The organism is Brevibacterium sp. 91QC2O2 (assembly GCF_024580695.1).
In the GTDB taxonomy this organism is placed as follows: domain Bacteria; phylum Actinomycetota; class Actinomycetes; order Actinomycetales; family Brevibacteriaceae; genus Brevibacterium; species Brevibacterium moorei.
In genome coordinates this window covers 138,024-158,029 of sequence record NZ_JANIJY010000003.1, presented here as the reverse complement: position 1 = coordinate 158,029, position 20,006 = coordinate 138,024, and the positions used below count along the sequence as shown (strand labels likewise).

Annotated in this window: 18 protein-coding genes; 12 read left to right on the top strand and 6 right to left on the bottom strand. The window is 66.5% G+C overall.

Going from position 1 to position 20,006, the window contains the following annotated elements; translation table 11 throughout:
* Window positions 1-261 precede the first annotated feature (261 nt).
* From NQ036_RS04205 to NQ036_RS04165, 9 genes are all read left to right on the top strand, one after another.
* Window positions 262-858: a biotin transporter BioY gene (locus NQ036_RS04205; protein ID WP_257057212.1), complete on the top strand. Its 597-nt coding sequence runs from the start codon at window positions 262-264 to the stop codon at window positions 856-858.
* The gene (locus NQ036_RS04200) at window positions 858-1,649 is read left to right on the top strand and encodes an energy-coupling factor ABC transporter ATP-binding protein (RefSeq protein WP_257057211.1); all 792 of its coding nucleotides are present in this window, start codon (window positions 858-860) and stop codon (window positions 1,647-1,649) included. The genes NQ036_RS04205 and NQ036_RS04200 overlap by 1 nt, the downstream gene beginning before the upstream one ends.
* The gene (locus NQ036_RS04195) at window positions 1,646-2,260 is read left to right on the top strand and encodes a CbiQ family ECF transporter T component (protein ID WP_257057210.1); all 615 of its coding nucleotides are present in this window, start codon (window positions 1,646-1,648) and stop codon (window positions 2,258-2,260) included. The genes NQ036_RS04200 and NQ036_RS04195 overlap by 4 nt, the downstream gene beginning before the upstream one ends.
* A gap of 100 nt (window positions 2,261-2,360) precedes the next feature.
* Window positions 2,361-2,903 (top strand): hypothetical protein, encoded by a 543-nt coding sequence (locus NQ036_RS04190; RefSeq protein WP_257057209.1) that lies wholly within the window; start codon window positions 2,361-2,363, stop codon window positions 2,901-2,903.
* Window positions 2,896-3,783, top strand: a complete 888-nt coding sequence (truA, locus tag NQ036_RS04185; protein ID WP_257057208.1) for a tRNA pseudouridine(38-40) synthase TruA — start codon at window positions 2,896-2,898, stop codon at window positions 3,781-3,783. The genes NQ036_RS04190 and truA overlap by 8 nt, the downstream gene beginning before the upstream one ends.
* Window positions 3,784-3,872: 89 nt before the next feature.
* Window positions 3,873-6,269, top strand: a complete 2,397-nt coding sequence (locus NQ036_RS04180; protein ID WP_257057206.1) for a bifunctional UDP-sugar hydrolase/5'-nucleotidase — start codon at window positions 3,873-3,875, stop codon at window positions 6,267-6,269.
* Between the two features lie 239 nt (window positions 6,270-6,508).
* Window positions 6,509-6,952: a 50S ribosomal protein L13 gene (rplM, locus tag NQ036_RS04175; RefSeq protein ID WP_257046976.1), complete on the top strand. Its 444-nt coding sequence runs from the start codon at window positions 6,509-6,511 to the stop codon at window positions 6,950-6,952.
* Window positions 6,953-6,984: 32 nt separating this feature from the next.
* Window positions 6,985-7,479, top strand: coding sequence for a 30S ribosomal protein S9 (gene rpsI, locus NQ036_RS04170; protein WP_257046977.1), 495 nt, complete (start codon window positions 6,985-6,987; stop codon window positions 7,477-7,479).
* 480 nt (window positions 7,480-7,959) lie between these two features.
* Window positions 7,960-9,753 carry an HNH endonuclease signature motif containing protein gene (locus NQ036_RS04165; RefSeq protein WP_257057205.1) on the top strand — a complete coding sequence of 598 codons (1,794 nt, stop codon included), beginning with the start codon at window positions 7,960-7,962 and terminating at the stop codon, window positions 9,751-9,753.
* 98 nt (window positions 9,754-9,851) lie between these two features.
* On the opposite strand, the gene NQ036_RS04160 is transcribed toward NQ036_RS04165, so the two are convergent.
* Genes NQ036_RS04160 through NQ036_RS04150 form a run of 3 tightly spaced genes read right to left on the bottom strand, consistent with a single transcriptional unit; the run spans window position 9,852 to window position 12,554 of the window.
* Window positions 9,852-10,682 carry a hypothetical protein gene (locus tag NQ036_RS04160; protein ID WP_257046979.1) on the bottom strand — a complete coding sequence of 277 codons (831 nt, stop codon included), beginning with the start codon at window positions 10,680-10,682 and terminating at the stop codon, window positions 9,852-9,854.
* A 26-nt stretch (window positions 10,683-10,708) separates the two neighbouring features.
* Window positions 10,709-11,353 (bottom strand): response regulator transcription factor, encoded by a 645-nt coding sequence (locus tag NQ036_RS04155; RefSeq protein ID WP_257046980.1) that lies wholly within the window; start codon window positions 11,351-11,353, stop codon window positions 10,709-10,711.
* Window positions 11,354-11,357: 4 nt separating this feature from the next.
* The gene (locus NQ036_RS04150; RefSeq protein ID WP_257046981.1) at window positions 11,358-12,554 is read right to left on the bottom strand and encodes a hypothetical protein; all 1,197 of its coding nucleotides are present in this window, start codon (window positions 12,552-12,554) and stop codon (window positions 11,358-11,360) included.
* 187 nt (window positions 12,555-12,741) lie between these two features.
* Here NQ036_RS04150 and NQ036_RS04145 point away from each other — a divergent pair, with 187 nt between their 5' ends.
* The 3 genes from NQ036_RS04145 (at window position 12,742) to NQ036_RS04135 (ending at window position 15,911) form a co-directional block, all read left to right on the top strand.
* The gene (locus NQ036_RS04145) at window positions 12,742-13,908 is read left to right on the top strand and encodes a histidine kinase (protein ID WP_257046982.1); all 1,167 of its coding nucleotides are present in this window, start codon (window positions 12,742-12,744) and stop codon (window positions 13,906-13,908) included.
* Between the two features lie 73 nt (window positions 13,909-13,981).
* The gene (gene glmM / locus NQ036_RS04140) at window positions 13,982-15,364 is read left to right on the top strand and encodes a phosphoglucosamine mutase (RefSeq protein ID WP_257046983.1); all 1,383 of its coding nucleotides are present in this window, start codon (window positions 13,982-13,984) and stop codon (window positions 15,362-15,364) included.
* A 46-nt stretch (window positions 15,365-15,410) separates the two neighbouring features.
* Complete coding sequence (locus NQ036_RS04135; protein WP_257046984.1) at window positions 15,411-15,911, top strand: hypothetical protein; 501 nt, start codon at window positions 15,411-15,413, stop codon at window positions 15,909-15,911.
* Window positions 15,912-15,951: 40 nt separating this feature from the next.
* Here NQ036_RS04135 and NQ036_RS04130 read toward each other — a convergent pair whose 3' ends face one another.
* From NQ036_RS04130 to NQ036_RS04120, 3 genes are all read right to left on the bottom strand, one after another.
* Complete coding sequence (locus NQ036_RS04130; RefSeq protein WP_257046985.1) at window positions 15,952-17,829, bottom strand: ABC transporter ATP-binding protein; 1,878 nt, start codon at window positions 17,827-17,829, stop codon at window positions 15,952-15,954.
* A gap of 36 nt (window positions 17,830-17,865) precedes the next feature.
* Window positions 17,866-18,864, bottom strand: coding sequence for a type I pantothenate kinase (gene coaA / locus NQ036_RS04125; protein WP_257047126.1), 999 nt, complete (start codon window positions 18,862-18,864; stop codon window positions 17,866-17,868).
* Window positions 18,865-19,039: 175 nt separating this feature from the next.
* On the bottom strand, window positions 19,040-19,861 hold the full coding sequence (locus NQ036_RS04120; protein WP_257057204.1) for an aldo/keto reductase: 822 nt from the start codon (window positions 19,859-19,861) through the stop codon (window positions 19,040-19,042).
* Window positions 19,862-20,006 lie beyond the last annotated feature (145 nt).

Here is a 20,006-nt window from a genome sequence, read left to right as displayed (position 1 = left end):
CCGGGCGTGAGGTGCGGGCGTTGCAGTCCCGCTCACCCCTGCGAAGAGCAGTCGTTTTGGTCTGAGAATTCTGTAGAGACTCAGACCGAAACGACTGCTCTTTTTCGTGGGGCCGGGCCCGGTCGCAGGAACTGTGCCCGGCCACCCTGTGTGCGGCTGCGCCCGGCCCGGGCATGCGTGGTTTGCATTCCGCGGGCGCCTGAGCCACACTGAACAGTGTTCACTTGAACGGTGTTCAACCATCCCCTCGAAGGAGTCCCCATGACTGCTGCAGGTGTCGCCCCGCGAGCCGCACGCGAATCCGCCGGCACCGGCATCGCCCTGATCGCCGTGTTCGCCGCCCTGGTCGCCGCCAGCGGATTCGTTCCCGCGATTCCCCTGAGCGTCGGCGTGCCGATCACCATCCAGACCCTGGTCGTGCTGCTGGCCGGGCTGTGCCTGGGCCCGACCCGCGGCCTGCTGGCGGTGCTGCTCTACCTGATCCTGGCCACCGTCGGCCTGCCGATCCTGTCCGGCGGACGCGGTGGCCCCGCCTGGCTCGCCGGCCCCAGTGCCGGATATCTCATCGCCTTCCCCCTGGCCGCCTGGCTGGCCGGCTTCGCCGCGAACTTCGCCCTGCGGAGGTTCACCGCGGGCAAGCGGTTCGGCGTGCTGCTGGCGGGCGCCCTGGTCGCCGGCTGGATCACCACGCGGACTCTGGGCATCGCCGGGATGATGCTCAATGCGCACCTGCCCCTGGGCGCGGCCTTCACCGCCGACCTGGCCTTCTGGCCCGGCGATGCGCTTAAAACGGTGGCGGCCGTGGCCGTCGCCCTGGCCATCCACCGCGCCTTCCCACGGCTGTTGGCCCGCCGCTGATGCGCGGACACGAAGCCCTCAAGCGCGGACGCGAGCACAGGGACCGGAGCATCCGCTTCGACCGGGTCGGCGTTGTCTCCCAGGACGTGACCGAGGCCGGGCCCGTGATCCGGACGATCCTTGACGATATCGACCTGGAGCTGACGGCCGACTTCACCACCGTCGTCGGCCAGAACGGATCTGGCAAGTCCACGCTGCTCCAGCTGTGCAACGGCCTGGTGCGCCCGGACACGGGCCGGGTCCTGGTCGACGGCCTCGATGCCGAACGCCAAGTCAAAGAGGTGCGGCGGCGCGTGGGCTTCGTGTTCACCGACCCCGCTACCCAACTGGTCATGCCCACCGTCATCGAGGACGTGGAACTCTCCCTCAAACGCAGCGTCAAGCGCCGGGCCGAACGCCATGAGCGCGCCATGGAGGTGCTCGCCGGCCTCGGCCTTGACGACCTGGCCGGGCGCAGCGTCTATGAGCTCTCCGGTGGACAGCGGCAACTGGTCGCCCTGGCCAGTGTCTTGGCGGTCGACCCCGCGGTACTGATCCTCGACGAGCCGACTACGCTGCTGGACCTGGTCAACGAACGGCTGCTGCTCGACACCGTGGAAGGCCTGCTGGCCAGGGGTGTGCGGGTGATCGCCACGACCCACAATCTGGACTTCGCCCGCCGTGCCGATGAGGCGGTACACGTGGCCGACGGACGGATCGCCGCGCACGGGCCCGCCGCCGAGGTGGTGGCCGGCTATGTGGATTCCGTCACCCGGGACGTCGCCCGGATCCGCGAGGAGCGGGGCCGGTGAGGCGGCGTCCGGAGTTTCTGGGTGGCTATGTGCAGCGTCGGGGCTGGCTGCATGCCATCCCCACCCTGGCCATGCTGGGGATCGTGTTCGCCCTGAGCATCGTCGTGATGATCCTGCGCGATCCCGTGGTCAACGTGGGGCTGGCGGTGGTCGTGGTCGCCTGTGGGCTCAGCGCCCGGCTGCCGTTGTCGCGTCTGGTGGCGCCGCTGAGTCGGGTCTGGTTGCTGTTGGTGGCCCTGGTCGCCGTGCAATTGGTCTTCCAGGGCTGGTACGTCGGCCTCCAGGTCGCCACGACCCTGCTCACCTGCCTGTTGGCGGGCGGTCTGCTGTTGCTGACGAACACGATCGCGGAACTGCTGGCGGCCTTCACCGTGCTGGCCCGGCCCCTGCGCCTGGTGGGCGTGAACCCGGAGCGGGTCGCCCTGGCCGCCGCCCTGATGGTGCGCAGCATCCCGTATTTGGCGGATCTGTTCGCGATGACCGGCCGGGCGGCGGCCGCCCGCGGTCTCGAGGGCGATATCCGTGCCCGCACCGTGCCGGTCTTCCTGCGCAGCGTCCAGTACGCCTATGACACCGGCCGGGCACTGGATGCGCGCGGGCTGGTCGACTGAACCGAGCCGGGCGGGCACGTCCTCGGATCCGGGTAGACTGGTGCGGCTGACAATTTCGGATGTGGGCCGGCCACCGGCCCGCGCCCAGAGGAGGACGGGCATGGGCGACTGGCTGCTGTTGGGCGGGTTACTGCTCCTCGGCCTGGCCGTGGTCCTGTTGCTCGTCGTGAGCATCCTGCGCTACAACCAGTTGAGTATGGCACGCGGCCTGGCGGCGGAATCCGGCCGCCAACTGAGCGCGGCGATCCGGGAACGACGCGACCTGCTGCCGCTCTTCCTCACCGTCGTCGACCAGGCGGGGGTTTCGGTGGCCGAATTGCGCGCGGCCCAGGCCGGGGCCGATGAAGCGGAACTGAGCCGGGCGATCGAACGCGCCCACACCCGGGTTCTGACCGGCGGTGCAGACGCCTGGCGGGTCGACGACCTGTACTCCCAACTGGTGCGCTACGAGATCCGCATCGCCTCGGCCATGCGCTACCGCCAACACAATGTCGACGCCTACCGGGCGATGCGGGCCCGGCCCTCGGCCGGCCCGGTGCGCTGGCTGTTCCGCCCCTGTCCCGGCGCCTCGCCGGGGTTGCAAGGACGACAGGGGGCGGCGGAGGTGCCGCGGGCGCCGGAGGAAGGGGAACGGTATGTCTGAGCCCAACGGGGGCACCGAGGAGACCGGGCGCCTCCGCGTGGATCTGGGCTACCGCGGAACGGACTTCCACGGTTGGGCCACTCAGCCGGGCCTGCGCACTGTACAGGGCGAACTCGAGGCGGCGCTCGCCCTGATCCTGCGCCGGCCGGTCCGGGTCACGGTGGCCGGGCGCACGGATGCCGGGGTGCACGCCCGGCGGCAGACCATCCACCTGGACCTGGTGCCGGGTGAGGCGCGGCGGCTGGTCGGCAGCCGCGCCGAGCGGACTCCCGCCGAAGGCCTCTTGGCCCGACTGCGCGGGGTGCTGCGCGCCAGGGACGCCCGCGATATCGTCATCCACTCCGCCGCCGAAGTCCCCTCGAGCTTCGACGCCCGGTTCGCCGCGATCTGGCGGTCGTATACGTATCGCCTGGCCGATGAGGACAGTTTCCTCGATCCGCTGCTGGTACCGTGCACCACCGTGGTGCGCGGTCGGCTGGACGCTGCGGCGATGGCCTCGGCGGCAGGCGAACTCCTCGGCCTGCACGACTTCCTGCCGTTCTGCAAGCCCCGTCCCGATGCCACCACGATCCGCACCCTGCGCGGCCTCGAGGTCGGCAGGGACGCCTCTGGTGTCATCGTCACCCGGCTGCGCGCCGACGCGTTCTGCCACCACATGGTCCGCGCGCTGATCGGGGGACTGGTCAAGGTCGGTTCGGGAGCCTGGCCCGTCACCCGCCCGGCCGAACTCCTGGCTCTGGCCGAGGCGGGGGTCCCGGCCGGCGAGCCCATGTACGTGATGGAGCCGCACGGGTTGGTGCTCGAAGCCGTCGGGTATCCGGAGGAATCGGCGTGGGCGGCGCAGGGGGAGCGGGCCAGGGCCAAACGGCGGCTGGACTGATTCCGGTCGGATTCCGGTATAGGATGCCTGAGTGTATCCGCAAGGTTCACTGATGCCTTCCCGACCCTGAGCCTCTCAAAAGGAGCAGCATGCGTAAATATTCGGGCGTCCTCGCGGGTGCCGCCACGCTGGGACTTCTCTCCCTGCCATTGACGGCCCTGCCCGTCCAGGCCGACGCACCCGCCGGAACCAAGGTCCAACTGCTCAACATCACCGACTTCCACGGCCGCATCGCCGAAGCCGGCCACGGCGTGGCATCGGTCATTGAGGAGGAGCGGGCCAAGGCCAAGGACCGGGGAATCCCCACCATGGCGCTGTCGGCCGGTGACAACATCGGAGCCTCGACCTACGCCTCGTCGTCGCAGAAGGACGAACCGACGCTGAGTGTGTTGGACACGATCGGCCTGGACGCCTCTGCCGTGGGCAACCACGAATTCGATCGCGGATACGCGGACCTGCGGGACCGGGTCGACTCATCGGCGAACTTCCCCTACCTGGGCGCGAACGTGTACAAGAAGGGCACCAAGGACGTCGCCGACGGACTCGAACCCTATAAACTCATCGACCTGGTCAACCCGGCCGGCGGTAAGCCGATCCGGGTTGCGGTGATCGGCGCTGTCACCCGGGACACCGCGAACATGGTCAGTCCTGCTGGCATCTCCGACATCGAATTCGGCGATGTCACCGATGCGGTGAACACGGCGGCCAAGGACCTCGAGGCGCTGCCGGCGGGGGAGAAGCCCGACGTCACCGTCGTCGAGGCGCACACCGGACCGTCCGAGACAGAGGATCTCGACTCGGCCAAGGCCTCGAACGCGGAGTTCCGCAAGCTGATGGACGATGCGGACGATTCCGTCGACGCCTTCTTCATCGGCCACACTCACCTGCCGGTCGACCTGCACAACGGCGACCGCCCCGTGATCCAGGCCAAGAAGTACGGCGAGGCCGTGGGCCAGGCCGTGCTCGAATCGACCGGCGACGGCAGCTGGAAGATCGACTCCCAGGGGTTGATCGACGCAGTCGACTCCGAGGGGAAACAGCACGACTACGACTCGGAGGTCGTCGGCAAGGTCGACGATATCGTCGACCGCGCGGTGACGAAGTCCAAGGAGATCGGCTCCGAGGTCGCGGGCACGATCGATGCGGACATCACCAGGGCCTTCAAGAACGGTTCGGAGGACCGGGGCGGCGAATCCACCCTGGGCAACCTGGTGGCCGACGCCCTGGACGAGGGGACCGCGGACTCCCCGCTGAAGGACTCCGACTTCGCAATCACGAATCCCGGCGGGCTGCGTACTGACCTGAAGGTCGACGATATCTTCAACAAGGAAGCCCCCGGCGAGGTCACCGTCGCCGAACTCAACCAGGTCCTGCCGTTTGCCAACGACCACGGAGTCGTGACGATGAAGGGCAAGGACGTCAAGGGGCTGTTCGAGGAACAGTGGCAACCAGACGGGGCCAGTCGTCCCTTCCTGCATCTGGGCATCTCGAAGCAGCTGCACGTCGTCTACGACTCCAAGGCGAAGTCGGGTGAGCACGTCAAGCAGGTGCTCGTCAATGGGAAGCCGATCAAGGACGACAAGGAGTACCGGGTCGCGACCCTGTCCTTCCTGGCGGCCGGCGGTGACAACTTCACCTCGTTCACCAAGGGCGGGTTCGAACAGTCCGGCCTGACCGACTTCGACGTATGGCAGACCTACTTCGAGAAGCGCGCGGAGAAGAAGCAGCAGATCAGTCCGGACAAGCACGAACGCCAGGCCGACAACGCGCTGAGCGTGTTGGATTCCGGGGACCTCAAGGTCGCCCTGGGCCTGCCGGACGGCGCCACGGACATCCGCGTCGAGCGCGGGGGCAGCGCCAATGCGGCCCTGCACCTTCAGGCGCAGAAGGACATCAAGGGCCCGTTCACGTTGCAGCTGAATCTGCCCAAGGGTGTTACCGCCACGATCGACGACGATGCCGCGAAGAAGTCGCTGACGGCCGACGACTCCGCTCTGCGCGTGGCGCAGATCCCGGAGGGCAAGACCGACGTCCCGGTGACCCTGCACGCTGCCGATGATGCGCAGACCGGGCAGCAGACCGTGACCGGTCGGTTCCAGGCCGATCCCGCAGCGGCCTGGTGGGACGACAACCCGCTCCCACTGCCGGCTTCGGGGAAGGTTGAGGTCAGCGTGGTCGACGCTGCCGGCACCGGTCCCAGCTCCTCGCCGAGCTCTTCGCCCAGCGAGAAGCCGACGCAGCCGGGCTCGGAGCCCACGGACGGGTCGGGTGACGAGCCCAGCGCACAGCCCAGCGCCACCTCGGCCTCGGGCGGATCCGCCGACGCCGATGGAAACGGTGGAAACGACGATGGATCGAACGACGAGGCCGGAGATCTGCCGATGACCGGTGCGCAGATCGGCCTGGCCGCGGGCGCGGGCGCAGTACTCCTGGCCGTCGGTGCCGCCGCTGTGCTGATCGGTCGGCGCAAGGCCACACGGCACTGAGCGTTCGACGTGAATCACATGGGCCGGGCCCGGTATCGCACTTGCGGTGCCGGGCCCGGCCCATGTAGAGTTGAGAGTCGTTGCGTACGTTCAACATCATGCCTAAGAGCCGAATTCGCGTTGCAGGTGTAGGTGCAGGTGTCAGGCGTACAACGCGTAAGCACGGGCTGCCGTTACACGAAGATCACGACATAAGTGTTCCGACGGCCTACCGAAAGTAAACGAGAAGAAGGCTACTTTTGCGTACCTACACCCAAAAGCCCGGCGATGTTCAGCGCCAGTGGCACGTCATCGACGCCACCGACGTCGTCCTCGGCCGCCTCGCATCGCAGGCCGCCCGCCTGCTGCGCGGCAAGCACAAGGTGACTTTTACCCCGAACGTCGACTCGGGTGATTCCGTGATCATCATCAACGCCGACAAGGTCGCTCTGACCGGCAACAAGCTGATTCAGAAGCGCGCCTACCGCCACTCGAACTACCCGGGTGGTCTGAAGAGCGTCAACTACGCGGAACTTCTCTCGAAGTCCCCGGAGCGCGCTGTGGAGAAGGCCATTGCGGGCATGCTGCCCAAGGGCCGTCTGGGCCGCGCCCAGATCAAGAACCTGAAGGTCTACGCGGGTGAACAGCACCCGCACGCCGCTCAGAACCCGCAGCCGTACGAGATCAGCCAGGTCGCGCAGTAAAGCGCCGGGCAGAACAGAAACCGAGGAGAACCGTGGCTGACATCATCGAAGAAGTCGAACTGAACGAATATCACACCGAGACCCCGGCCGGCGCCGGACTCGGTCAGGAAGTGGCGGGTGGCCGTGGCCAGTCGCTGACCGCTCCGGGTTCCGGCGTGGGCCGTCGCAAGCAGGCCATCGCCCGCGTGCGCCTGGTGCCCGGCACCGGCGAATGGACCATCAACGGCCGTGACCTGGAGACCTACTTCCCGAACAAGCTGCACCAGCAGCTGGTCAACGAGCCCTTCCGCCTGCTGGACCTGGAAGGCCGTTTCGACGTGCACGTGCGCATCAAGGGTGGTGGCCCCTCGGGCCAGGCCGGTGCCGTGCGCTTGGGCATCGCCCGGTCGCTGAACGAGATCGATCGTGAGAACAACCGCGCCGAACTGAAGAAGGCCGGATTCCTCACGCGCGACGCTCGCGTCCCGGAACGCAAGAAGGCCGGCCTGAAGAAGGCCCGCAAGGCTCCGCAGTTCTCGAAGCGCTGATCCTCAGCCTTCACTGCGCGTCTTACGCTTCGGCCCCGTCTGGATTTCTCCAGGCGGGGCCGAAGCGTTTTGTGTCTGGTGGTTGGGATGCCTCCGGCCTCTAACCCGGCCTTGTCGGCGGTACTCGCCGGGTGGGTGCAGGTGGGGTGGGGTGCCCGCGCCTTTTCAGTGGTACCACTTGCATTCGGTGGCACCGGATGCGCGCGCATCTGGTGCCACCCAGCGCGTTTGCTGCCACCGAAGCAGACAGTCGTTACTCGGCAAACATCGGAAACCAGTTTCGAATAAACCCTTCCCTTCATAAGTGACTCGCGCTACACTTGAGGTAGGTCAGGAAACCCGAATCGGACAGCAAAGTCCCGTCAGGTTTTACGGCTCGTCTTCCCCGACACAGTCACAACACGCGTGTGCTGAATACTCAGTGCGGCTTCTGACAGCAGCGTCCGGACCCGGGTCCGGTACAGGAGGAGGGGAGAGATCATGACCATCGATTCCACCCTCCCACGTGCTGGTTCCCCCGATGATGACAAGAGTGCCGGGGTCTTCGCCCGTCCAGCTGACCCCTTTTTGACTTCTGAAGATTGGGAGCGTTTGCAGGAGATCGCTCCGGAACTCGCTGTTGCGGCTGAGGCTCTCACTGGTCTGGGTGCCGGTGTGGGCACGGATCCCAGTCTCGACGCTTCCGACCTGCTCCTGGTGCTCAAGGGAATCGAACACCTGTCCCGCGTGACCGCCTCGACGGAGGCTGTTGTTCTGGCGCGGGCCGAATACGAGGTGCCCACTGTTGATTATGGTGCGAAGACTCTTCCCGTCTTGTTGACTCGCCTGTTGAGGATTGATGGGGCGGCCGCGAGGCGGCGGGTGCGGTTCGCACACGCGATCGGTGCCGGCCGGTCTCTAACGGGTGCGCGTCTGGAACCGGCCTACCCCCATGTTGCCCTCGCCCTGGCGGACGGGGGTGTGTCGGTGGATCAGGCGCAGGCGGTGATCCGGGAGATCGAGAAGATCCCCCGCCAGGTGCGACACGTCCATCACGCCACGGCGGAGAGACTGTTGGTTCAGACGGTGCCGAGTGTTGACGTGGACCAGGTCCGTGTGCTGGGTTCTCGGATTCGAGCCTACCTGGATCCTGATGGGCGCTTCGCGGAGATCCCACCGTTGGTTGATGAGTTTCATGTGACCGTGACGCCGCGGAGGAATGGTGCGTGGAATCTGACGGGGTTGTTGGATCCGGTGACGGGTGGGAAGTTGCATGGACTCTTGACGAATCGGCAGGAACCCGGACAGGACACGACTGAAGTGAACTCCGGGGAGGCTCAGCGAGTCGGCACCGGTGTGCCCGACGGTGCGGAATCCGTTACAGCTGATGTGCCGCCCGGTGATCTGCCACCTCAGGACCTGCCGGCTAGCGCGGTGACGGTTGATGGGCAGCCCACGACGAAAGCGGATCATCCGTTTGGGTATCGGGAGCGGCCCGATGGGGCACGTCGTCATGACATGTTCGCGACCTTGATTGACCGGGCTGCGGGTTCGGGTCCGCAGGGTGCGGGGATGGCCCTGGTGGTCACGGCGACTGCTGAAGAGTACGCGCAGGGGAAGGCGGAGGTCGAATCCACTGCCGGTCCCATCCAGATCAAAGATCTGGAATCCCTGTCTCCGGGCGCGCTCGTGTATTTCCAGGCCCACCAGCCGGGTACCCGGGAAGTCACTGTCAGGAGTGCGGGCAGGTTTGCTACGCGGCGGCAGGTTGAGTTGATTGCGGCCAGGGATCGGGGGTGCACGTTCCCGGGGTGTGATATGCCGGTGGGGTGGTGCGATGCCCACCATATGATCCCCTGGTCCTCTGGTGGACCCACGACGGTGGCGAATCTGACCTTGGCGTGCCGGTTCCATCACACGTGGCATGACCAGCATGGGTGGCGGGCCGAACTGATTGGTGGTTTGCCTGCCTGGATTCCTCCCCGGCATGTGGATCTGGAGCAGCGGCCGGTGTTTCATTCCCGGTTCGCGGCTGCTCTGGTGGATGTGAGTGCTGCGCGGAACGCTGCGGGTTTGCCGCCGGTGTGGGTGCCGGAGGATTTCTCCCCACCTGACTGGGACACAGCATCAGACCTGAGCGACCCACCCGATCCACCAGACTCACTGAACTCCTCAGGACTATCCAGTACTCTGGGCACCGACCCTCCAGGTCCCGTCGCGCCGTGGGGCACTCATGGTTCCTACGCCTCGGATGCGGACACCGACCCCGATGATACCGACGTCCCACCCTTCTGAAACACGGGAAGAGCGCCCCGGTCGGACACGCTTCCCACACCCTCAAACCCGTAGGATCTCAGTTCGTGCCGGGCGGCCAGCGGTGCGGCTCCCGTGAGTCAGAGGCGCTGAAGGCTCGGCGCCTCTTTGGGAGTGACGGCCAGAGCGAACAGGCTCAGGCACAGGTAGAAGGAGCCCAACAGCCAGAACGGCCAGGTGACGATGGACAGGTTGGAAAGCCCCATTCCCATGATCACCAGTCCCAGCAGACCGGTGAGCAGGATTCCGATGGGCAGGCCCCAGGGCCGTACATCGCAGGCGACGGCCAAACCCACAGCCAGCAGGACCAGGCATATGAGCCCGGTCTCCACGACCTCGCCGATCGTCGAAGACCCGTCCATCATCGACACCAAGCCGATTGCAGGCAGGCCGATGAGGATTCCGCCCGCAATTCGCCCGGTGATCCGGATGCCGCGGCTGGAGTCCAGTGGCTTGGACGATAGAAGGTTCGCCACAGACCCGCTGACGGCCAGGAAGGCGAACGCGAGCAGCATAGCGGGCAGGGGAAGCCAGGCGTCGGCATCTGGCGCGGTCAGTGGGTACAGGGCGAATAAGCCCACAGTGCAGGCGAAGGCCATCCACGCACAGAGCTGGCGGATACGATTCGGGTGGCGCCCGGCGGGCAGGATGCACGGGAGCACGGCCACGATACCCGGGAACAGGGTGATCGCACCCGTTAAGAGGGGGTCACCGGTGAAACCCGTGTCGTCTGCTTCAGCCGTCATATTTGCGAAGACCGAAGTGATCAGCGCCGTGCCGGCGGTGATGAGGAGGGATCCTGTCAGTAGGCGGTTGTAGCCGACCGCGGAGAGCCCGTCGTGTGCAGGTGTGCTTCGGCCATCGCTTGGACTCGGGGACGTGGGTGGGCGGGCGACGGTGGGTGTTGACATGGCTGTCTCCTTATCCGGATGCGGAGTCAAGCGGGCGTGAAGTACTTGAACTGCAGGGCGCGCACGATCAGCTGGGCGGCGGTACCCGCATGCAGTTTCCGATGCAGCCGGCCGATGTGCGTGCGCACGGTGGCCGGTGACAGGAAGAGCTCAGTGGCGATCTGGGCCGGACCCATACCCTGGCAGACGCAGCTCAGGACGTCGAGTTCCCGCTCCGTCGGTGGGCTTTCAGGCAGGTCCGACTCCGGTAGATCCCCTGCAACCAGGATGTCGTGGGCCAGATAGGACATGGTGGGGATCTCATCGCCGGCCAGAATCTGGCGCAGAGTGCGGACGAGTTTGGGCGGGGGAGCGGTCTTGCGCACCGTCGCCCTGGCCCCGGCCTCCAGGGCGCGCGCCAGGCCGGGGCCCGGTGAAGAACTGGAGAGCACGACCACCAGTGCCCGGGGCCGGGCGGCGATGATCCGGGCGGTGGCCTCGATGCCGGAGATCCCACCGGGCATGGACAGATCCATCAGCACCAAATCGGGCGCGAACTCGGCTGCCAATGTCACGGCATCGGTGCCGGTGTTCGCTGTTCCCACGACTTCGAAATCGTCGGCCGCCTCCAGCGTGGCGCGAATTCCTAGCACGGCATAGGGATCGTCATCGACGATGATCACGGTGCTCATGCGATCATCCTATGGCCGGGTTGTAGGCGAAGCCCTGTGCCCAGCGGTACTCGCCTGTCAGACGACCCAGGCCGGGTATCTTGAGTTCGGACTCCAGATGCCCGTCGGTCCGGCTGAAGGTCTTGATCGTGGACTTCGACCCCTTGGAGGCCAAGACGAATATGTGATGGGGGCTGATGTCGAAGGAAGTGTCACCATCACTGCCCATGTCCGTGTCGACGTCGATGCTGTACAGCCGGTGGGTCCTGTCCGTGCTCATATCGGTCTCCCACATGATGCTGTCAGGGGCCAGCCACTGGAGCCGACCGTCTGCGTAGGTGTGCTTGTTGTAATGTGAGCGGTCCAAGTAGTCGAGAGTGGGGAGGGGGAATCGGGAGCCGTCTTCGGCAACGAGTCGTGCGTCCGACCTCTGTCCGGTTTCCACATTCCATGTTCGAGCCGTTCCGTGGTGGTCTCGTGCATCTGTTTCGGGAAAGTCGGCCAATGTGTAGATGGTGTTTTCATGGCATGGTGACTGCAGGAGTCCGCCTTCGCTGACATCGTCATCCGGGGCATACGTCTTGATGATCTTCTCGTTCGTCTGATCCTTTTCCACTACTGTGGAAAAAGCGATCGGACTCCCCACTTCCGGGTCGTGACCTTCGGCAAATGACTCGCCGACTCCGTACATGGCATCGCCACAGATGCTGTTCGTGAAGTACAAGCCGTCTGCTCTGCCCCGGGCGAAAGTGGATGAAGACCGGAATTCGGCGATCATGCTGTAATGACCGTCGTCCTCCCAACCCTCGTTGTACAGCGACAGGATGGACTGTCCGTCGTCGCTGAAACCGGTGGACTCCAAGAGCTCGGGTTTCTTGTTTTTCGACACCTGCATCTGCGGTGTCAAGGAGAAGTCCTGGTCACGGTCGGACATATAGAGGCCGGACGAATTCCACAATGGCGTCCCGCGGTCCATCGGACTCGTGCGTATAGCCCTTATATGTCCCTGTTCGTCGATGAGGGTCAGATAAGAGGTATTGGTGCCCGGTCCTCGGTCCATGCTCCGGTTCGGCGGGCTGATGAACACGGAGTAGACGTCCCCTGTATCAAGGTGCAGAGCTTCCCGATCGACGATGTCGAAATGGCGGCTGGGGATCATCGTGCACCCGGTGAGGCTGAGGATGCTGGTAGCCAAAGCCAGATTGACGACGGTGGTGCGCATGGGTTGGTACTCCTTGATTCTCAAAGGGGCCGGCGCCGGGAGTGGGTACGGCTTCCGGCCTGTGGCTCCAACCTATGTCGGGTTCAGCGGCCACCGTATACGCTGAATGGCGTACATTCTTCTCAGCGCCCATTTCAGCGCCCCTCCTTTCCAAACAGTGCCCTTCCCATCACAGGAGAGTCCCCGCATGCACATGCGCGCGATGCTGCGCGGCAGCCGTTTCATCGATCCCTATGCGCGCAGCCTGCTGATCGGCTACGGCCTGTACCTGTCGGCGGTGGCCCTTCCCGAACTGCTCGGCGGACTGCATGGGGCGCTGGACTTCGCCGCTGGCCTGCTGGTCTGCCTCGCCGGCTTCGCTCCCGGCGTTTCTCTGGTAGGGCTGCTTGCTCTGGCCACGGTGGTCACCGCGGTCTTCGAACCCAGTGTCGTCTCCTATGACATTCCGGTGGCGGCTGCGATCGCCATGCTCATGTCCTACGGCCGGGTCCGGAGCGCGGTCCTGGGCGCGTTCACCTTCGCAGGACTCGCACTTGTCACCGCCGTCGGTCCTGCGGGGGACCTGACGTGGCAGGGCGTGCTCTATATGAGCGCGGACGTGATCCTCCTGGGCGGGCTGGGTCTGGCCTCGCATATGGCCGAGGGTCGTATTCAGTTCCTCATCGCGAAATCCGCAGCCGAGGCGGTCGTGGCCGAACGCGAACGGCAGAAACAGCGGGAGCGCTTCGCCATCGACGCCCACGACACCGTGTCCCACGGGCTGACCGCCGAGTACTTCATGATCACCTCTTTGCTCGCCGAGGCCGAGGATCCGCAACAGCGTGAACGCCTGGCTCAGCTGACACTGCACAACCGCGGTACCCAACAGCGGCTGCGCGAACTGTTGGCCGGCCTGGGCTCGACCCCCGTGGCCGTCGACCGTCCCCTGCACGAGGTGCTCGAGACGACGATCGACGACCTCGAGGCGACCTTCTACGCCGCCGGCCGCCCGCTGGAAATCCATACGGACATCGACCGGGACTCGAGCCGGACCCGGATCACCCCCGACCTGGCGGCGGACCTGAACTTCTTCATCATCGAACTGGCCACGAACATCCTCAAACACGCAGGTCCCGCACCCGTCCCCGCACTGTTCGTCGAGACCCGAGCCGGCCGGCTGGGACTGCGCACCCGCAACAGTCTGCGTGCGGCCTCGGCCGGGGCAGCGGAGGTCAAAAGCCTGCGCGCCCGCGCCGACGTACGCGGTGCCGAACTGTGCGCGCGAGTGGATTCCGGGGTACTCACCGTCGACCTCGCGGTGCCCTTGCCTCAATCTGGGAACGCGGTGGGCACTCCACTGGTTGTGAACGGATAAACTTGTTCCGGATTGGCAGGGGACCGTACGTGTGCGAAGCAGCGGTCCCGCAGCAGCGTGGAGAGAAGTGGACATGGGCAGGCTATTCGGAACCGATGGAGTGCGGGGACTGGCGAACCGCGACGTGACGGCGCGCCTGGCGCTGCAGCTGGGAGTCGCCGGCGCCCGCGTGCTGGGCAAGCCGGAGGACCGCACGGCGGGTCAGAAGAAGCCCTTCGCGATCGTCGGGCGCGATACCCGGATCAGCGGCGACTTCCTGTCCTCGGCGATCGCCGCTGGCATCGCCTCGACCGGGGTCGACGTGCGCGACGCCGGAGTCATCCCGACCCCCGGTGTGGCCCAAGCGGTCAAGGCCACCGGCGCGGCCTTCGGCGTGGTGCTCTCGGCCAGCCACAACCCGATGCCCGACAACGGCATCAAGTTCTTCGCCTTCGGCGGAACCAAACTCGACGATGCGGTCGAGGACCAGATCCTCGAACTGCTCGACGCCGAATGGGACCGCCCCACCGGCGCCGCGGTGGGCCGGATCTCCCGCTACCCTGCGGCCAGCGATAACTTCACCGAGCACCTGGTGTCCGGCGTGGGCGTCATCCCCGGCGCTGGCGACGTAGCCGACCAGCTGCCCCTGGCAGGACTCAAGGTCGTCATCGACTGCGCCAACGGCGCATCGTCCGTGGTGGGGCCCGCTGCACTGCGCCAGGCCGGGGCCGAGGTCGTCGTGATCGGCGCGGAGCCCAATGGCGAGAACATCAACGACGGGGTCGGATCGACCCACATCGAGCATCTGCAGCAGGCCGTCGTCGAACACCAGGCCGACGCCGGCGTGGCCTTCGACGGCGACGCGGACCGTTGCCTGGCCGTCGACGCCGTGGGCCGCGAGGTCAACGGTGACCAGGTCATGGGCATCCTGGCCCTGGCCCTGCACGAAGAGGGCAAGCTCGCCCAGGACACCCTGGTGACCACGGTGATGAGCAATCTGGGCCTGCGCCTGGCAATGGAGAAGCACGGCATCAAGACCGTGCAGACCGCGGTGGGCGACCGCTATGTGCTCGAGGAGATGCTGGCCTCGGGCTACAACCTGGGCGGTGAACAGTCCGGCCACGTGCTCATGCTCGACCACGGCACCACCGGTGACGGCGTGCAGACCGCGCTGCACCTGCTGCACCGCGTGGCGACCTCGAAGCGGACCCTGGCGGATCTGGCAGCGCAGATCCCCAAGCTGCCGCAGACGCTGATCAATGTGCGCGGGGTCGACAAGGCCCGCACCGATGATGCGGAACTGGCCGTGGAGATCGCCGCGGTCGAGGCCGAACTCGGCGACACCGGTCGCGTGCTGCTGCGTGCCTCCGGCACCGAACCGGTCATCCGCGTGATGGTCGAGGCGAAGACCGCCGAGGTCGCCCGCGCCCAGGCCGAACGCCTGGCAGGTCACGTCGAACGCCTCCTGGCACTGTGATCGCGCGGGCGCGGAGATGTGAGGGTGCAGTGAACATGGGAGCAGTGTGAACGCCGGCAAGAGCAGCGCCGGCCGGGGCTCCGCCGGGTCCGGCAAGAGCAACGCCGGAACCGAACTGGCGCTGCGCTCCGGACTGACCTCCGGCGGTCTGACCGCCGGTGTCACGATCATCTGGTGGATCGTCCTGCTGTGCCTGCGCGCTGCCGGCGGCCTGCCGGTGTTCTGGCAGAATATGGCATCCCTGGCCTGGTCCATGCTGGTCCTGGGGGCGCTGGCCACCGTGATCAACTACGTCGTCGGCTTCACCCGGGGCCGGATCCACTTTCCGGGTACTGGGGTGAACGGGCAGGGTCGGACCGCCGGGGGATCGGTGGGCGCCTGGCGCTGGCTGACCGCTGCCTTCCTGGCGCTGACCGCCCCGATCATCGTCTACGTGCTGGTGTCCTTCTGGCTGAACTCCGCAATGACGATCGGGCTGTGCCTGCTGTTAATCTGCGTGCCCGCGGCCCTGGCCTTCGTCGCGGTCTCCCGCACCACCGTGCGCTGAGGGCCCGGGGACGGGCCCGGGCCACTCTCAAACCCCGGTCTCAGCTCGGCAGGTGGGCGAACTGGGTGCGGTAGAGCTCGGCGTAACGTCCGTCGGTGGCCATCAGGGAGGAGTGGTCCCCGCGTTCGAGGATCCGGCCATCCTCGACCACCAGGATCAGGTCCGCCCCCACCACGGTCGACAGCCGGTGGGCGATGACGACCGAGGTCCGGCCGGCCATCGCCTCGTCCAGTGCCGCCTGCACCGCGGCCTCGGAGGTGTTGTCCAAGGCCGAGGTGGCCTCGTCCATGACGATGACCTCGGGTTCGGCCAGGAGCAGCCGGGCGATCGTCAGGCGCTGGCGCTCGCCGCCGGACAGGCGGTAGCCGCGCTCGCCGATCATCGTGTCCACTCCGTCGGGCAGGGCCGCCACCAGGCGGGACAGCTGTGCGCGCTCCAGCGCATCGGCCAGGTCCTCATCGCCGGCATCGGGCCGGGCCAGCAGCAGGTTCCCGCGGATCGTGTCGTGGAACAGGTGACCATCCTGCGTGACCATGCCGACGGCGTCCTTGAGTGTGCGGAAACTCAGTTCCCGCACATCGACCCCGCCGATCGACACCCGCCCGGAATCCACGTCGTAGAGACGGGGGATGAGCGAGGCGATCGTCGACTTGCCCGCACCGGACGAGCCGACCAGGGCCACGGTCCCACCGGCGGGGACCTCGAAGTCGATATCGTGGAGCACCTGACCACCCTCGTGCTGGGCGACCCGGCCCTCGCCCTCTTCCAAGGACGGAAGGGAAGTCTGTGCGGCGGTCGGATAGGTGAAGTCCACGTGCGTAAACCGCAGTCCCTTGGGCCCGGCGGGCAGCTCCCGCGGATTCTCCGCTTCGCAGATCAGCGGCTTGAGGTCGAGGACCTCGAACACGCGGTTGAAGCTGACCAGTGCCGCGACCACATCCAGGTGGGCGTTGGCCAGCATCGTCAGCGGCGTGTAGAGCTTGGTCAGCAGCATCGCCAGGGTGACCACGGCGCCGGCACTGAGATTGCCGACGACGGCCTGCCAACCGCCGATCCCGTAGACCACGGCCACCGCGAGGGCCGACACCAGGGTGAGGGCTGCGACGAAGGTCCCCTGCAGCACTGCCGTGCGCACGCCGATGTCGCGCACCCGGCCGGCCCGCAGGGAGAACTCCTCGGACTCCGCGGTGGGCCTGCCGAACAACTTGATCAGCGTGGCGCCGCCGGCGGAGAAGCGTTCGGTCATCCGGGTCGACATGTCCGCGTTGAGGTTCGCCGCCCGCGTCTGCAGGGCGCCCAAACGGCGCGCGACGAAGCGGGCGGGGATGAGGAAGACGGGCAGCAGCACCAGCGAGGCCAGGGTGATCGTCCACGAGATGGAGAACATGACGGCCAGGGTCAACAGCAGTGTCACCAGGTTCGAGACGACCGATGACAGGGTCGATGAGAAGGCGCGCTGGGCGCCGATGACGTCGGTGGACAGGCGTGAGACCAGGGCGCCGGTGCGGGTCCGGGAGAAGAACGCCACCGGCAGGCTGAGCACATGGTCGAACACGGCGGTGCGCAGGGAGTAGATGAGTCCTTCGCCCACGCGGGACGAGAAGTACCGGCTGGCCAGGGACAGGCCGGCGTCGACCAGGGCGATCACGCCGATGATGATGGACAGCCACACGACCGTGCGAAGCGGGCCGCGGGCGTTGATCGCATTGACGATGTCGCCGGCCAGCACCGGCGTGATAACGCCGATCCCCGCGGCTGCGATCGAGACGAGGATGAAGAGGACGAACGGCCGTTTCTGGCCTGCGACGAAGCCCCAGATCCGGGCCAGCGTCGCGCGATTGAAGGTGACCTGGGTCCCGCGCAAGTCCTCCGCTTTCACGGTGCGGCGCAGGATCATCTGTGGTGAAGGCGTGGACATGGGCCTCCCGTTATTCGATTGTCTTATCGAGTGCCTTTACAGTTTCCTCAACTGAACGCGTTTGACCGAATGATCTATTCCCTTGTGCAGGATCAGATCCGCCCGACCCCGGCTGGGCAGGACGTTCTCCCGCAGGTTCGGCGCGTTGATCGAATCCCAGATCTCTCCGGCCAACGCTGTCGCCTCGGCGGCATCCAGGGCGGAGAACCGGTGGAAGTAGGAATCCGGTTTGGTGAACGCGCCCTCCTTCAGATGCATGAAGCGCTCGATGTACCACTGCCGGATGTACTGGGTCTTGGCGTGGACGTAGATGGAGAAGTCGAAGTAGTCGCTGACCGACAGGCCCAGCTTCCCGTCATAGCCGGGCGTGGGCGGCTGGAGCACGTTGAGGCCCTCGACGATGAGCACATCGGGCCGGCGCACCGTGACCTGCGCACCGGGCACGATGTCGTAGGTGTGGTGCGAGTAGATCGGCGCGCGGACCTCGGGGGCGCCGGACTTGACCTCCTGGAGGAAGCGCAGCAGCGCCCGCCGATCGTAGGATTCGGGGAACCCCTTGCGGTCGGCCAGCCCCCGGCGCTCGAGTTCCCCGTTGGGGAACAGGAAGCCGTCGGTGGTGATGAGTTCGACCCGCGGGGTGTTCTCCCAGCGCGCCATCATCTCGCGCAGCACGCGCGCGGTGGTCGATTTCCCCACTGCCACGGAGCCCGCCACCCCGATGACGTAGGGGGTGCGCTCGGGTACCGGGTTCTTCCCCGTCTTGGTCAAGGGGGAGAAGAAGTCGCGGGTCATCTGGTGCTCGTGCGCGCGGGCGGCCACGTGCATGCTCAGCAGGCGCGACAGGGGCCGGTAGATCTGCGCGACCTCGGCCATGTCGATCCGGTCGCCGAGGCCGCGCAGCCGTTCGACGTCCGTGTCGGTCAGCGGCTGGGAGATGGCCTGGGCCAGCTCGGCCCACGATTCGCGATCGAACTGCCAGAAGGGGCTCAGCGTATGGGTGGCGGTCGCCCTGCGCTTGGGCAGCAGGCCTGCCAGCCGGCGGGCGGGTTCGAGTCCGAAATCATGAGCGTCATCAGTCACGGAAGACAATTCTGCCACGGCTCATGTGCCATCGCGCACACCGCATCGAACGCCGAGGCCGCACTCCGGTGACGAATCGTGTCACCCGGGTGCGGCCTCGGCCGTGCGGGATGCTGCGGGTCGCAGCTGTTTACTGCGGACCGAACTCGTCCGGGTTCGCGTTGACGCGGTTGCCGGAGTCCAGTGCGTCGATCGCTTCGAGATCCGTGGCGGACAGTGCGAAGTCCGTGACGTCGAAGTTCTGGGCGATGCGTTCGGGCGTGACCGACTTCGGAATGACGATCCGGCCGGCCTGCAGGTGCCAGCGGATGATGACCTGGGCGGGGGTCTTGCCGTGGCGCGCGGCGATCTCGCCGATCGTGCCGTTGCTCAGGTCGGCACCGGTGCCCAGGGGCGAATACGCTTCGGTGACGATCCTGTGATTCGCGTCGATCGACTGCACATCGCGCTGCTGGAAAGTCGGGTGCAGTTCGACCTGGTTGACCGCGGGCACGGTGGAACCGGCGTCGAGGACCTCGCGGACAAAGTGCGGCAGGAAGTTCGACACGCCGATCGACTTCACCAGGCCGTCCGCCTTGGCCTGCTCCATCGCCTCCCAGGCCTCCAGGCGCTTGTCCTGCCCGGGCACCGGCCAGTGGATGAGGTACAGGTCGACATAGTCCAGGCCCAGCTTCTCCAGGCTCTCCTCCAGCGCGGCGCGGGCGTCGGTGTGGCGGTCGTTCCACAACTTGGTGGTCACCCACAGGTCCTCGCGCGCGATGCCGGAGTCCGCGATGGCCTGCCCCACGCCCTTCTCATTGCGGTAGATCGCGGCAGTGTCGATATGGCGGTAGCCGACCTCGAGGGCCTTGGCCACGGCGGGCACGACTTCTTCGTCGGACACCTGCCAGACGCCGAATCCCAGCTGGGGGATCACATTGCCGTCGTTGAGTTCTACGTTCGGAATGGTCATGATGATCCTGTCTGTGCCGCGTTCGGCACGCTCGGGTCGAGGCGCCGCCCGGTGGTGGCGCACACACTTTCCGCAATCGATTATTCCATCATCCGCGCTGTTCACACAGGGTGGGGCGCGGGTTCGGCCGCGGAGGTCCGCCACT

What these genes read in the sequence shown, in the direction of transcription:
- NQ036_RS04200 (WP_257057211.1), top strand. Translation starts at nt 858, where the DNA reads ATGCGCGGACACGAAGCCCTCAAGCGCGGACGCGAGCACAGGGACCGG.
- truA (WP_257057208.1), top strand. Translation starts at nt 2,896, where the DNA reads ATGTCTGAGCCCAACGGGGGCACCGAGGAGACCGGGCGCCTCCGCGTG.
- NQ036_RS04190 (WP_257057209.1), top strand. Translation starts at nt 2,361, where the DNA reads ATGGGCGACTGGCTGCTGTTGGGCGGGTTACTGCTCCTCGGCCTGGCC.
- NQ036_RS04130 (WP_257046985.1), bottom strand. Translation starts at nt 17,829, where the DNA reads ATGTCCACGCCTTCACCACAGATGATCCTGCGCCGCACCGTGAAAGCG.
- NQ036_RS04120 (WP_257057204.1), bottom strand. Translation starts at nt 19,861, where the DNA reads ATGACCATTCCGAACGTAGAACTCAACGACGGCAATGTGATCCCCCAG.
- NQ036_RS04160 (WP_257046979.1), bottom strand. Translation starts at nt 10,682, where the DNA reads ATGTCAACACCCACCGTCGCCCGCCCACCCACGTCCCCGAGTCCAAGC.
- glmM (WP_257046983.1), top strand. Translation starts at nt 13,982, where the DNA reads ATGGGCAGGCTATTCGGAACCGATGGAGTGCGGGGACTGGCGAACCGC.
- NQ036_RS04155 (WP_257046980.1), bottom strand. Translation starts at nt 11,353, where the DNA reads ATGAGCACCGTGATCATCGTCGATGACGATCCCTATGCCGTGCTAGGA.
- NQ036_RS04205 (WP_257057212.1), top strand. Translation starts at nt 262, where the DNA reads ATGACTGCTGCAGGTGTCGCCCCGCGAGCCGCACGCGAATCCGCCGGC.
- NQ036_RS04150 (WP_257046981.1), bottom strand. Translation starts at nt 12,554, where the DNA reads ATGCGCACCACCGTCGTCAATCTGGCTTTGGCTACCAGCATCCTCAGC.
- NQ036_RS04145 (WP_257046982.1), top strand. Translation starts at nt 12,742, where the DNA reads ATGCACATGCGCGCGATGCTGCGCGGCAGCCGTTTCATCGATCCCTAT.
- NQ036_RS04165 (WP_257057205.1), top strand. Translation starts at nt 7,960, where the DNA reads ATGACCATCGATTCCACCCTCCCACGTGCTGGTTCCCCCGATGATGAC.
- NQ036_RS04180 (WP_257057206.1), top strand. Translation starts at nt 3,873, where the DNA reads ATGCGTAAATATTCGGGCGTCCTCGCGGGTGCCGCCACGCTGGGACTT.